The following is a 13101-nucleotide window of genomic DNA, read 5'->3' on the forward strand; positions in this document are numbered from 1 at the left end:
GTTCACTCCTCCGTCGCTTCGGATGTGGCGGCGACCGGTGCCGACGGCAGGGCTGTCTCCACCGGACTGCTCTCGGCCGCACCGCCCTCGGTGGGTCGGGCAACGACGAAGAGGCGCAGCAGCACCAGGCCCAGCAGCGAGCAGGCGGCGCATGCCGCGAAGGCGGACCGGTAGCCGCCCACGGCGACGATGCCGCCGACGAAGAGCCCGCCGATCCCTGTGGCCAGGTCGAAGAACATCGTGAAGGTGGAGACGGCCCTCGGCCGCTCCTCCTCCGACACCCGGTTGACCGTGAGCGCCAGCAGCCCCGGGTACTGGAGGGCGATCCCGGTCCCCAGCGGGATCAGGCTCAGATAGATGCCCAGGACCGACGGCGTCACCGCGAAGCCGACCATGCCCAGGCTGATCAGCGAGGTGGAGAGCCACCCGGTCCTGGCCGGGCCCAGGGTGTCCGGGATCCGGCCGCCCACGACCCTCACCAGGAGCACCACCGCGGCATAGGCGAGGAAGATCCACTGAGTGCCGGACGCGCCCAGGTCGGAGACGAAGAGCGGCATGAAGGCGCTCATGGCGATGGCCCCCACCATGCCCAGGGCGAGCACGGTGCCCGGCCAGAGTGCGACCTTGTGGAAGATCGGCTGGCGTGGCGCACCGGCCGGGCGCGGCACCCGCACATTGGGGACGAAGAGGATCGGGATCGCCCCGGCGAGGCCGATCACACCGGCGATGGCGAAGGCCGGGCGGAATCCGAGGTGTTCGAAGAGCGTCTGACCGAGCACCGGTCCGATGCCGATGCCCAGGTACGGGGCCACCGAGAAGTAGCTGATGGCCTGGCCGCGCCGGTCCGGCGGCGCATGCGAGGTCACCATGGTGATCGCGGCTATCAGCAGGGTCGCCTGCGCGGCCCCGGTCACCAGGCGCAGCCCGGAGAGCTGCACATTGTCGGCGGCCAATCCGTACCCGGCGAACGCCCCGGCTCCGACGAGTCCGGAGACCAGGACCAGGCGCGGGCAGCCCCAGGAGGAGGTCCGGGGGGCGACCAGCGGCCGGATGACGATGGACGACACGGCCATCATCCCGACCACGACGCCCACGATGAGGTCCGTCCCGTGCAGGCGTTCCTTCACAAACGGGGGCAGGATCGGGACGGTCATGCCATAGGCGAAAAAGAAGCACAGGGCCGCCATGAAAAGCCCGAGAAAGCTCGGCGTGACCAGGCGCACAGGATTGTCTTTGTCCGTCGCTGTCATGTCTCCACGCTTCTGTCGCCCGCGCGGTGTGCGCGCCAGGCGATGCAGCAGACAGTACCGTAAGTAGTACGGTATGGTATTTCATGGATGGTGGCAGCCGCCCGGGCCAAAGTCAACGACCCCTCGTGGACCCCCTCCTGGGGGCTCCGGTGCCCCGATCACCCGCGCTCACCAGGAGGACACCATGACGCCGTCCACCGATCCGCCCGAGATCACTGTCACCGGGAAGCTCCAGCACCAGGCGTGGCAGGACCGGCTGCTGCCGCCGGTGGAGCAGGTGCGGCCGGGCCTCTGGTCGGTGCCCACCCCCTTCCCCGACAACCCGCTGCGCTATGTGCTCTCCTACGTCTACGAGTTGCGCGACGGCGTGGCGGTCATCGACACCGGCTGGCCGACCGAGCTCGGCTGGGACGGCCTGGTGACCGGACTGCGCCGGACCGGCTGGGACGTGGCGGACGTCCGGGCCATCCTGGTCACCCACGGCCATGCCGACCACTTCGGACTGGCCCGCCGGTTGCGCGAGGCCTCCGGCGCCTGGATCGGCATGCACGAGGCCGACGCCCGGCTGACCGGCTCCTACACCGACCCCGGCAGCTTCCTCCGGGCGGACGCCGCCTGGCTGCGCCGCCGGGGCGGCGGACCGGAGGACCAGCCGCAGATCGGCGTGGCGCCCCCCGGCGACGATCTGCTGCCCGAGCGGCTGCCGGTACCGGACGTCCTCATCGAGGACCGCAGCCGCCCGTTCCAGGGCATCGACCTGACGGCCGTCTGGACCCCCGGCCACACCCCGGGCCATCTGTGCTTCTACGACGGCGAGCGCAGGGTCATGCTGACGGGGGACCATGTGCTGCCCCGCATCACCCCCAACATCAGCCCGGCGCCGTCGGTGGGGAGCGACACGCTCGGCGAGTACCTCGCCTCGCTGGAACTGCTCACCGCCTTCGACGTCGAGGAGGTACTGCCCGCGCACGAGTACCGGTTCGCCGGCCTGGGCGAGCGGGTACGGCAGCTCCGGCTGCACCACGCGGCCCGGCTGCGCGAGGTGCTAGGCGTGCTGGACGACCGGGCCGGGGCCACCACCGTGGAGGTCGCGCGGCAGCTGAGCTGGAGCCGTCCGTGGTCGCAGACGCGCGGCATCATACGGCGCTCCGCGATCGGCGAGGCCTATGCGCACCTGCTCCACCTCCAGCACCTCGGTGCGATCACCAACCGGGGCGGCGAGGTGGACGGCTGGTACGTCCTCGCCGACGCCCCTCTTCAGCCCCTCCGACCCTGAGGACGGCGTCGATGAACGATGAGTCCACCTCCGTGGCCCCTGTCATCCGGCCGGGGTACTTCCACCGCCTGGCCATCGCCTGCGGTGCCGGGCAGCAGATGGACAGCTGGCTCCGGAACGTGCTGGGAGCCCGCCCGCTGACCTCGCGGATCCGCCAGGTCCACGGCCTGCCGATGCATCAGCCGGGCGCCGGTGCCTCGGATGAGTCCGGCGCCGTCTCCGAGATGCTCTGGCTGGGCGGCATCCCCGTCGCCCTGCTCACCGCCACCGACGGCGACGGTCCGCTCGGCCGGTATGTGGCCCGCTACGGGACCGGACTGCACTCGGTGGCCTGGACGGTCGAGGACCTGTGGGCGGCGGAGACGCTGCTGCGTCGGCGCGGAGTGCGCATCACCGGGGTCGATGTGCCGGGACGGCACTTCTTCATGCATCCGGCCGACACCTCGGGCCTGCTGGTCGAATGGTCGGACACCGACTTCGCCGACGACCCCCGCGACGGCGGGGCCCTCCCGGAGGTCCCGGCACCGCTGGTGGACGTCCGCTCCGTCGCCTGGCTCACCGTGACCGTCCGCGACGCACGCGCCGCCGCCGAACTGCTCGCCTCCCTGATGGAGGCAACGGCCGTACGGGGCAACCCCGTCGGCGACCCGGAGCACGAGGACACCGTCGACCTCCGCATCGGAGACGTGGTGGTCCGACTGGTCTCGCCGCGCAGCACGCGGAGCCGCTACGCCGCCGCCGTCGAGCAGCACGGTGAGCGGCTGCACGCGATGTGCCTGCGGGTCGACGACCTCGACGGCACCCTGGCGACCCTGGAGCGCGAGGGCCTGCATGTCACCGCGCGCGAGGGCTGCCGCGCCTGGACCGACCCGGCGGCCACCCTGGGGATGCCGCTGGAGTGGACCGGCCGGCGCGGCCGGGGCTGAGGCCCCTCCGGAGCGAGGTGCGGCCGGTCAGCCGCCGACCGGCCGCACCTCGTCCACCAGGCCCCACGCCAGAGCCGACCGCGCGTCGACCACCGCTCCGGTCAACGCCAGGTACGCGGTACGCCAGCGGCCGATCCGGCGGGTGATGCCGACCGTGCCGCCCGCGCCGGGGATGAGCCCCATCGCGATCTCCGGCAGCCGGATGGCGACATCGGGGGCGGCGGTCACCCGTGAGGCGAAGGACGGCAGCTCGATCCCGGCTCCGACGCAGTGGCCGTGCAGCCGGACATGGGTGCGCGCGGACAGCCCGGCCAGCAGCGCGGCGGCGGAACGGCCGGTCCGGATGAGGTGCCCGCTGACCGGATCGGGCGCGGTCCCGAACTCGGCCAGGTCGCCCCCGCTGCAGAAGGCCGGGCCGTTGCCGCGCAGTTCGACCTCGCGGACGGAGGGGTCCAGGACGGCCACGTCGAGCGCGTCGACCAGCGCGTCCCGGACCGCAGCCGAGTAGGCGTTGCGCCGACCGGGATGGTTGAGCGTGATCCGCAGCGCCTCCCCGCTGCGCTCGACCAGGACGCATCGCTCGGGCACCACGGGGGTGGCGCGCGGGCCGCGCCGGTCGAGCCAGGCGGCGAACTCCGGGCCCGCCAGCAGCGTCGAGTACGCGAAAGACTCCAGCCGGAGCGCATCGGCGACCGGCAGCCCCGCGACACCGCGCAGGACCTGGTCCAGCACCGCGCTCGCGGCCGGGTTCCGGTCGGCGGACCGCCGGAGGGTTTCCAGGTCCTGCGCAACGTCCGCCGAGGCGACCGTCCTGCGGTCGTCCGCCGCTCCCCTCGGCGCCAGGGTCAGGGTGACCGCGTCGAGCAGTGCATCCGGAACACGGTCCGGCCGCTCCGCCACGCCCACCACGACACCCGGGCCCGCAGCGATCCGGCGGGCCACCTCGGCGGTCTGCGCCGTGGTCGCGCCGGGCGCGGTGTCGAGGTCCACCACGGTCAGCCGGTGCCGTACGCGACCGGCGTCGTCCAAGCCGATGGATCCCGTCCTGCCGGACAGGTCCTCGGCCACCTGCCCCACGGTGAGCAGCATGACGGTGCCTCAGCCGTCCACCGGCGGCGACTCGGGCTTCGGTCGCCAGCTGGTGGCGAGCAGCAGCGCGGTACCGCCCAGACCGGCGCCGACGGCGATGGCGCATCCCAGGCCGCCACGGACCAGGATGTCCAGCGCGTGGTCCAGGGACACCCGGCCGGGGCCGGTCAGGGAAACGGCCGCCCCCACCACGGCGATCATGAGCACATACTCATAGCCGTCGCGGAAGACGAAGAAGCCGTTGCGGCGGTGGGCGACCACCCCGGCGACGGCCATGGTCCCGATCACGGCCGCGCAGGCGAACGGCGTCAGCAGGCCGAGGACCAGGCCCGCCCCCGCGGCCACCTCGGCAGCCACGCTGGACCATGCGTGCACCCGCCCCGGCCGGAGCCCCAGCCCCTCGAACCAGCCCGCCGTGCCGTCGATCCGGCCGCCGCCGAACCAGTGGTTCCAGGCGTGCAGCAGCATGGTGACCCCCAGCACCAGGCGGATCAGCAGCAGCCCGACGTCGACGGCCGTCATCGGCCGTCACCCGAGGCCGGCGCCCCGCCCGCGCGCTCGCGGTCCTGCACTCTCGACATGGTGCCTCTCCCTACGCCAAGGCTCCTGCCGTCGTCCACACGACGACGGCAGGAGCCAGATCGGAACGGATGTGGGTGCGTTCAGCCGGCGGCCGGTTCGGTGCGCGGGAAGTTGTAGAGCTTGCGCGCGTTCCACTCCACCATCTTGTGCGCTTCCTCGTCCGGGACCTCGGCGAGCGCGCTCTCCAGGATCTTCCGGGTGTGCGGCCAGTTGCTGTCCGAGTGCGGGTAGTCGCTCTCGAACATGATGTTGTCGACGCCGATCAGATGACGGCTGTGGATGCCCGCGTTGTCGGAGATGAAGCAGCCGAACAGGTGGTCGCGGAACAGCTCCGAGGGCCGCACATCACGGTTGACCTGGTTGTACCAGCGGTGCCGCTCCCAGACGTAGTCGATCCGCTCGATCATGTACGGCATCCAGCCGATGCCGCCCTCGGACAGCGCGATCTTCAGGTCGGGGAACTTGTGGAACACCGGTGAGAGCAGCAGTTCCGCCGTCGCGCTCATCGAGTTGAGGCCGAAGAGGGAGATGGCGACGGTGAAGTTGCTGCTCTGGGCCTCGGGCGAGGCCTGCGGCGAACCACCGGAGCCGAAGTGCAGCGAGAGCGGCAGACCGGCCTCGGTGACGGCGGCCAGGACCGGATCCCAGTGGTCGCTGTGCCAGGAGGGCAGTCCCAGCCGGTCCGGCAGTTCGGGGAAGGTGAAGGACTTGGCGCCCTTGGCCGCCGTCCGCCGGACCTCGGCCACCGTCGCCTCGACGTCCCAGTACGGCGTCATCATCAGCGGGATCTGACGCTCGGGCGCGCTGGCGCACCACTCGTCGAGGATGAAGTCGTTGTATGCCTTGACGCACTCATTGGCCAGCGCCTTGTCCTTGGACCTGGCGAAGACGCTGCCCGCGAAGCCTCCCATGTTGGGGAAGCAGAGCTGGGCCCAGACACCTTCGGTGTCCATGTCCTTGAGCCGCTCCTGGATGTCATGGCAGCCCGGCAGCATGTCGTCGTAGCTTCGCGGGTCCAGGCCGTAGTCCTTGGGGCTCTTCCCCACGACGGCGTTGAGTGCGAAGTTGCCGGCGACCTCGCCCTCGTAGATCCAGGCGTCATTGCCGTCCGGGAGCCGGGTGATACGGGGAGCGACCTCCGCGTACTTGCTGGGTAGCCGGTCCAGCCAGACACGGGGGTGCTCTATGACGTGATCGTCGACCGAGATGATCTGCGCGTCTTTGGGGAGCATGGGCCTCCTCCGAACGGATCCTGCCGAGCAGCGTCTATCGCAAGGTCTGCGGTAGTGCTTACCGTAGACACCACTGCGATAAATGTCACCAGCCCGGACAAGATTCTTTCGGCCCCGCTCCGGACTGGTGACGGCCTATAGACTTTTTTACCGTAAGCAGTACCGTGTTGGAATCGATAGCGCCGTGCCACCGGTGCTCGGACCGCCCCCACCACGGAGTCACACATGGGCAAACCCGTCCCCATCCCGGACCAGTTCAGCGCCTTCCACTGGGAAGGAGCCGCCCGAGGAGAACTCCTCGTCCAGCGCTGCGACAGCTGCCGGCGCTTCCAGTACCCGCCGTCGGCCGTCTGCGAGAGCTGCCAGTGCCGGGTGCTGACGCCGGCGAAGGTGAGCGGCCGGGGGTCGCTCTACGCCCGCACCGTCCTGCACCAGGCGTTCCACCCGGACTTCGCCGACTCGGTCCCCTACACCGTGGCTCTGGTCGACCTGGACGACGCCCCGGGAGTACGGATCCTGACCAACATCGTCGACGCGGACCCGGGCGAGCTGCGCCCGGGCCAGCCGCTGGAGGTCACCTTCGAGAAGCGCGGCGACGGCGCCATCCCCCAGTTCCGACCCGTCTCACCGGTCCAAGGAGGAGCAGCATGAGGACGGCACGCACCGCGACCGTGGTCGGCGTCGGCTATTCGAGCGTGCACCGCGCGCTGGGCGTGGACACCCGGCCGCTGGCGGTGGACGCATGCCTGGGCGCGCTGGACGACGCGGGGCTGGCCACCTCGGACATCGACGCCATCTTCGAGTACCCGGGAGTGGGCACCCAGAACGCCACCCTGGTCCAGCGGCTGCTCGGCATCGGCGACCTCAAGGCCTACGCGGACATCGGGGGTACCGGGCCGTCCGGCCTGGCAGCCGCGCTGAGCGCGGTCGCCGCCGTGGAGTCGGGCATCTGCGAGGTCGCCCTGGTGTACCGGTCGGTGGACCGCGAGTGGGGCCAGCAGTCCGGGACCGTGGTCGCGCCCCCGGCCAACGGACCGGCCCAGTTCCAGACCCCGTACGGGGACTTCGGCGGCATCATCCCGGCGATCGGCATGAAGAAGTTCCGCAGGCTGGCGGAGCTGGGCGGCAGCGAGGAGGACTACGGCTGGATCGCCGTCAATGCCCGCCGATGGGCCGCCCTCAACGAACGCGCGGTGCTCAGGACGCCGGTCACCATGGACGACTACCTGGAGTCGCGCTTCGTCGCCGAGCCGCTCCGCCTGCTGGACTGCGACTACCCCGTCACCGGCGTCTGCGCCACCGTCATCACCACCGCCGAGCGGGCGCGCGACCTGGCCGCCATCCCGGTGACCGTCGACTCCAGCGCCTTCGGCACCGGCTCACGCCCCGACTGGACCTTCACCGACGACTTCATCTTCGGCGGCACCATCGGCTGCGCGCAGCGCCTCTGGGAGAACGCGTCCGTGAGCGTCGGCGACGTCGATGTCGCCGAGCTGTACGACGGGTTCACCCACATCACCCTGTCCTGGGTCGAAGCGCTGGGCTTCTGCGGCATCGGCGAGTTCGGCGACTGGGTGGACTCCGGCAAGCGCATCGCCCCGGGCGGCGATCTGCCGCTCAACACCAACGGCGGGCAGTTGGCCGCCGGACGCCTGCACGGCCTGGCCTTCCTCAACGAGGCCGTCGAGCAGCTGCGGGGCGACTGCGGCGAGCGCCAGGTCCCGGACGCGCGGGTCGCCGTGGTGGCCAACGCCCACGGGCCGCAGTGCGGCGCCATGGTCCTCACCCGATGACCGGCGCAGAAATGCGACCACTCACCGGAATCCGTGTCCTGGACCTGACCCTCTGGGCGTTCTGCCCGTCCGCCGGCGCGATCCTGGCCGGCTGGGGAGCAGACGTCATCCACATCGAGAACCCCGCGTCGCCCGACCCGATGCGGCTCTTCTCCGGCGGTTCGCTGGAGCAGGGCGGCGCCCACTGGATGTTCAAGCACTACAACCGGGGCAAGCGCGCCATCGCGCTGAACCTGGCCGGTGACGACGGGCGCGAGATCCTGTACCGCCTGGTCGAGCAGGCCGATGTCTTTCTCACCAGCTTCCTCCCGGCCACCCGGCAGAAGCTGGGCTTCGACGTCGACCGGATCCGGCAGGTCAACCCGGACATCGTCTACGCCAAGGGCACCGGAGCCGGACCGCGCGGCCCGGAGTCCCACCGAGGCGGCTACGACGGGGCGACCTGGTGGGGCCGGGGCTCGCTCTCCGCCACGGCGATGGGGGTCACCGGGGTGGACCGGCCGCCCGGGATGGTGGGCCACGGCGACGGCATGTCCGGACTGGTCCTGGCGGGCGGCATCGCCGCCGCCCTGCTGCAACGCGAGCGTACGGGCACCGCGCCGGTGGTGGACTCCTCACTGCTGGGCACGGCGCTCTGGTTCAACGGTCCGGCGGTCATCAGCAGCGCATTCCCACCCGGGCAGCAGATGTTCACCGGCAAGCCGCCGCGGGAGGAGATCCACTGGACCGGCAACACCTACCGGACCCAGGACGGGCGCTTCCTCTGCCTCTCGCTGCTCGGCGACCACCAGAACGAGTGGGTCGACTTCTGCCGGCACACCGACCGGCTCGACCTGATCGACGACCCCCGCTTCGGGACCCCGGCCTCCCGCGCCGAGCACAGCGCGGCGCTTGTCGCGATCCTCGACCAGGTCTTCGCGAGCCGGACATACGAGGAGTGGGGCAGGATCCTGCTGACCCTGCGGGGTGTGTGGGCGCCCATCCAGACGCCCCGCGAGCTGCATGACGACCCCCAGGTCGTGGCGAACGGCCTGATCGCGGACGTCGAGTATCCGGACGGCCCGCTCTCCCTGGTGACTCCCCCGGTGATGTTCGACGAGGTGGCCGACGCACCGGAGCGGGCGCCGGACTTCGGCGAGCACACCTCCGAGGTGCTCACCGCCGCCGGGTACGACGCCGCAGCGATCGAGCGGTACCGGGCAGCCGGTGTGGTCGCCTGAGCCGACGGACGCCGCAGCCGCCGCGAGGAGAGGCCCCCGCCCGGTCACCGAACCCGGGCGGGGGCCTCTCCTCGACTGCGGTCATCACGCCTGCGGCGCGAGGTCGTTCCCCAGGTAGCCGTGCACGATGTGGTCGGCGGCGCCGTCGGCAGCGCCCGTCCACAGCACCCGTCCGCGCCGGAGCACCAGGGCGCGGTCGGCGAAGTCCAGCGCCTTCTCCACATACTGCTCGATGACGATCATCGTGAGACCGGTCGACCGGACCGAGGCCCAGGCCTCGTAGATGGCGTCGATGACCATCGGTGCGAGACCGAGGCTGACCTCATCGGCGACCAGCAGCTTCGGCTTGGTCATCAGCGCCCGCGCCACGGCCAGCATCTGCTGCTCACCACCGGACATCGTCGCCGCCGTCTGCTTCCTGCGCCGGCCGAGGACCGGGAAGAGCTCATAGGCCTGTGCCTCGGCGGCGGCCCGTTCGCCCGACGGCAGCACCCGCATGCCCAGCGCCACATTCTCCGCGACGGTGAGGCCCGGGAAGATCCCGCGCCCCTCGGGCAGATAGGCGATACGGCTGCGGGCGATCTGGTCCGGTCGGCGGTCGGCGAGGTCCGTCCCGTCGACCACCAGCGAGCCCCCGGCGGGCTTGACGAGCCCCGCGAACGCCTTGGCGACGCTGCTCTTCCCCGCACCGTTCGGCCCCAGGATCGCCAGGCATTCGCCCTGGTCGAGGTCGAACGAGATCCCGTCGACGGCGACGGCGTCGCCGTAGGCGATGGTCAGGCCGTCCACCGCCACGAATGGTGTCGTCATGCCCCCTCCTTCACGGTGCCCAGATAGGCGTCCCGGACGCGCTGGTCCTTGGTGACGTCCTCGGTGGCGCCGCTGGCGATCAGCTCACCGAAGTCGAGGACGAAGAGCTGTTCGCTGATCTCCAGCACCAAATCCATGTCGTGCTCCACCAGCAGGACCGCGATCCCGCGCTCCGCCGAGAGGCGCGAGACGATGGCGGCGAAGGCCTGGGTCTCCACCCGGTTGAGCCCCGCCGAGGGCTCGTCGAGCAGCAGGATGCGCGGATCCGTCGCGATGCACTGGGCCACCTCGACCAGGCGCCGCAGGCCGAGCGGAAGCTCCATGGGGCTGCGGCGGGCCACCTCGCTCAGGCCGAGTTCGGCCAGCAGACGCTCCGCCCGGTCCAGTTCACTCCGGGTGATCCCGCGGACCAGCGCACCCGCCTTGGCGTTCCAGCCCTGCGATCGGAACGACCGCAGGCCGAGCAGGATGTGCTGACGGACGTCGATCTCGGGTACCAGCTGGGGCGCCTGGAACGTCCTGGACATCCGGGCGCGTGCGAAGCGCTGCGGCCTCGCCCCGGTCAGGTCCTCGGTGTCGACGAGAATCCGGCCCGTGTCCACCGGCTGAAGCCCGGAGGCGACGGCCAGCAGCGTGCTCTTGCCGGCGCCGTTGGGGCCGATGAGTCCGGAGACACTGCCCTTGGGAACGTCGATCGACACATGGTCGAGGGCGCACACACCGCCGAAGCGGACGGTGATGTCGCGCAGCGAGAGCGCCATGTCCTCGCCGGGCTCGGCACGTTCGGTCATCGCTGTGTCCTCCCTTCCTGGGTGTGGCGGATCACTGCGCTCCTCCTGACGTACTCGGCTGCTCGCTGGGGACGGGTGCCATCGCCGGTGCGGGGCCGTCGGCCGCCGGCAAGGTCGGGCTCGGGGTCGGGGTCGGGGTCGGGGCCGGCGAGAGCTTGATCGCCAGTGCCCGGAAGGCCGACCGGAGCTGCGGGTTGATACCGATCGGGTTGGCGACCACCTGAATGGCCATCAGGCCGAAGAGCACGGCGGGAAGGTCTCCCAACCGGGTGGGCACATAGGTGGTGAACAGCGCCGGGGCCACGGCCAGCGACACTCCGGCCGCCGCCGCACCCCCCATCGACCAGGAGCCCTGGGCCATCGCCAGGGCGAACCAGGTCAGTCCGATGGTGGCGTTGTACGCCCCCGGAAAGGCGATCAGCTGGAAGCTGCCCAGCAGCGCGCCACCGAGCCCCGCCACCGCCGCTCCCAGCGCGAAGAGCGCGATCCGCGAGCGGTAGATCGGCAGGCCGAGCGTCGAGGCGCGGTTGCGGCTGGCCCGGATGGTGGCGAACTTCAGACCGAGGTTGGAGCGCCGCAGCAGCCAGAGCCCGGCGGCGAGGAGGAGGAACACCGCCATCGCGAACTGGAAGTAGCCGGCGTTGGTGTCGAAGAGCCGTCCGCCGATCACCGGCCGGGCCAGTGAGACTCCGGAGTCGTACTGGGAGAACGCCTCGCGGGTGAAGATCGCCTGGTCGGCCAGGAGGGCGAAGGCAAAGGTGACGATGGCGGCGTAGAGCTGCCCCAGGGGCAGCGCCACCACCCCCACGACCGCACCGCACACCAGGGAGATCACGGCGCCGATCAGCATGGACGGGACCACCGGAAGCCCATGCACCGTGGCGAGTTGCGCCGTCGCCACGGCCCCGATCCCGACAAAGGTGATCTGGCAGAGTCCGATGATGCCGGCCTCACCGGTGACCAGCCGGAACGACAGCAGGGCCACCGCGTAGCAGACGCCCAGGGTGATCACGCCGACCCAGTAGTCGGAGAAGACCGACGGCACCACCGAGACCACCACGGCCAGCACCGCGAAGCCGACCCAGCGGTCCCACCGGCCGCGCTGCGAGCGCAGCAGCGCCAGGACGCGGGCCTGGTTGCGGTCGGCCGTGCTGGTGAGGGACGCGACCTCCCGGGTCTGCGTGTCGTCGCTGACCCCGCGCCGGATGACCGCCTGGACCACGATGGCCAGCACCATGATGGCGAAGGGCAGGCTCGGTCGGAGCGAGGTCGCCAGGAACCCGTCGTCCGGCAGCCAGGGGATCACCACGGACTGGGCCACGCCGACGAAGAGCGAGCCGAAGAACGCCCACCACAGGTTGGTCAGCCGCCCGATCACCACCCCCGCGAACGAGGCGGCGACCGCCGTGGAGTAGCCGCCCGCGTTGAGGCCCACCTGAGGGGTGATCATGATGCCCGCGAGCCCGGCCACCGCGACGCCGACCATCCAGGTCCCCGCGACGACCATATTGGCGTTGGTCCCGGTCAGGGAGGTCATCAGGGGCGAGTCCACGGTGCCACGGGTGATGAGCCCCGCCGTCGTCCGCTTGAGGACCAGATAGGCCAGCAGGGAGAGCAGGGCGGCCGCGCCCAGGATGGTCAGCTGCTCATTGCTGACCGCGACGCCGCCGAGGGTGAAGGCGCGTTCGGCGGTCCCCACGATGCCCTTCGGCTGGAGCACCTGCTTGTTGCCGAAGATCAGCGTCGTCCCGGAGGCGAGTGCGACGGCCAGACCGATGGTGGCGGCCATCCGCACCATCGGCGTCGCCGAGCTGAGGCGTCCCAGCAGCGCGGCCCAGAGCAGCAGCCCCAGGGCCGGGGCGATGACGAGCAGTGAGATGGCCAGCGCGAGCACGACCGGCAGGCCCTGCTCGGTGCGCAGCCAGTAGAAGCAGTAGGCGATGAAGAACGCCATACCACCCTGGGCGAAGTTGAACACGCGTGAGGCGTTGTAGGTCAGGACGAGGCCCAGGGAAGAGATCGCATAGATCGCGCCTGTGACGAGTCCGGCCACGAGATAACTGAACACAGCAACCTTCCGTGGTCTTCTGGGGGATCGGGTTCTCTGCTTCGTTGTCCTGGTACGAGCCCGG

12 protein-coding genes are annotated in these 13101 nt (G+C 71.0%); 5 read left to right on the top strand and 7 right to left on the bottom strand.

The window, feature by feature from the left end:
- Positions 1-2 precede the first annotated feature (2 nt).
- Positions 3-1250 (bottom strand): MFS transporter, encoded by a 1248-nt coding sequence (locus C7M71_RS01185; RefSeq protein WP_111489133.1) that lies wholly within the window; start codon positions 1248-1250, stop codon positions 3-5.
- 184 nt (positions 1251-1434) lie between these two features.
- Between C7M71_RS01185 and C7M71_RS01190 the strand changes: the two genes are divergently transcribed.
- Both C7M71_RS01190 and C7M71_RS01195 read left to right on the top strand, forming a co-directional pair.
- Positions 1435-2526 carry an MBL fold metallo-hydrolase gene (locus tag C7M71_RS01190; RefSeq protein WP_111489132.1) on the top strand — a complete coding sequence of 364 codons (1092 nt, stop codon included), beginning with the start codon at positions 1435-1437 and terminating at the stop codon, positions 2524-2526.
- An 11-nt stretch (positions 2527-2537) separates the two neighbouring features.
- Entirely contained in the window at positions 2538-3452 is a 915-nt protein-coding gene (locus tag C7M71_RS01195; protein ID WP_111489131.1) for a VOC family protein, read from the top strand.
- A 27-nt stretch (positions 3453-3479) separates the two neighbouring features.
- Here C7M71_RS01195 and C7M71_RS01200 read toward each other — a convergent pair whose 3' ends face one another.
- The 3 genes from C7M71_RS01200 to C7M71_RS01210 all read right to left on the bottom strand — a co-directional run bounded on the left by C7M71_RS01200 (position 3480) and on the right by C7M71_RS01210 (position 6355).
- Positions 3480-4541, bottom strand: a complete 1062-nt coding sequence (locus C7M71_RS01200; protein ID WP_111489130.1) for an enoyl-CoA hydratase/isomerase family protein — start codon at positions 4539-4541, stop codon at positions 3480-3482.
- 9 nt (positions 4542-4550) lie between these two features.
- On the bottom strand, positions 4551-5063 hold the full coding sequence (locus C7M71_RS01205; RefSeq protein ID WP_111489129.1) for a DoxX family protein: 513 nt from the start codon (positions 5061-5063) through the stop codon (positions 4551-4553).
- A 140-nt stretch (positions 5064-5203) separates the two neighbouring features.
- A complete protein-coding gene (locus tag C7M71_RS01210; protein ID WP_111489128.1) occupies positions 5204-6355 on the bottom strand; it encodes an amidohydrolase family protein in 1152 nt (383 codons plus the stop codon).
- Positions 6356-6580: 225 nt separating this feature from the next.
- Here C7M71_RS01210 and C7M71_RS01215 point away from each other — a divergent pair, with 225 nt between their 5' ends.
- The 3 genes from C7M71_RS01215 to C7M71_RS01225 are packed head-to-tail and all read left to right on the top strand — an operon-like array spanning position 6581 to position 9368.
- The gene (locus tag C7M71_RS01215) at positions 6581-7006 is read left to right on the top strand and encodes a Zn-ribbon domain-containing OB-fold protein (RefSeq protein ID WP_111489127.1); all 426 of its coding nucleotides are present in this window, start codon (positions 6581-6583) and stop codon (positions 7004-7006) included.
- On the top strand, positions 7003-8148 hold the full coding sequence (locus tag C7M71_RS01220) for a thiolase family protein (RefSeq protein ID WP_111489126.1): 1146 nt from the start codon (positions 7003-7005) through the stop codon (positions 8146-8148). The genes C7M71_RS01215 and C7M71_RS01220 overlap by 4 nt, the downstream gene beginning before the upstream one ends.
- Positions 8145-9368 carry a CaiB/BaiF CoA transferase family protein gene (locus tag C7M71_RS01225; RefSeq protein WP_111489125.1) on the top strand — a complete coding sequence of 408 codons (1224 nt, stop codon included), beginning with the start codon at positions 8145-8147 and terminating at the stop codon, positions 9366-9368. The genes C7M71_RS01220 and C7M71_RS01225 overlap by 4 nt, the downstream gene beginning before the upstream one ends.
- 84 nt (positions 9369-9452) lie before the next feature.
- Here C7M71_RS01225 and C7M71_RS01230 read toward each other — a convergent pair whose 3' ends face one another.
- Genes C7M71_RS01230 through C7M71_RS01240 form a run of 3 tightly spaced genes read right to left on the bottom strand, consistent with a single transcriptional unit; the run spans position 9453 to position 13037 of the window.
- Positions 9453-10178 carry an ABC transporter ATP-binding protein gene (locus C7M71_RS01230; protein WP_111489124.1) on the bottom strand — a complete coding sequence of 242 codons (726 nt, stop codon included), beginning with the start codon at positions 10176-10178 and terminating at the stop codon, positions 9453-9455.
- Entirely contained in the window at positions 10175-10969 is a 795-nt protein-coding gene (locus C7M71_RS01235) for an ABC transporter ATP-binding protein (protein WP_111489123.1), read from the bottom strand. Before C7M71_RS01235 ends, C7M71_RS01230 begins: the two co-directional genes overlap by 4 nt.
- Before the next feature lie 31 nt (positions 10970-11000).
- Entirely contained in the window at positions 11001-13037 is a 2037-nt protein-coding gene (locus tag C7M71_RS01240) for an ABC transporter permease (RefSeq protein WP_111489122.1), read from the bottom strand.
- Positions 13038-13101 lie beyond the last annotated feature (64 nt).

Origin of the sequence: Peterkaempfera bronchialis (assembly GCF_003258605.2) — a bacterium.
GTDB lineage: Bacteria > Actinomycetota > Actinomycetes > Streptomycetales > Streptomycetaceae > Peterkaempfera > Peterkaempfera bronchialis.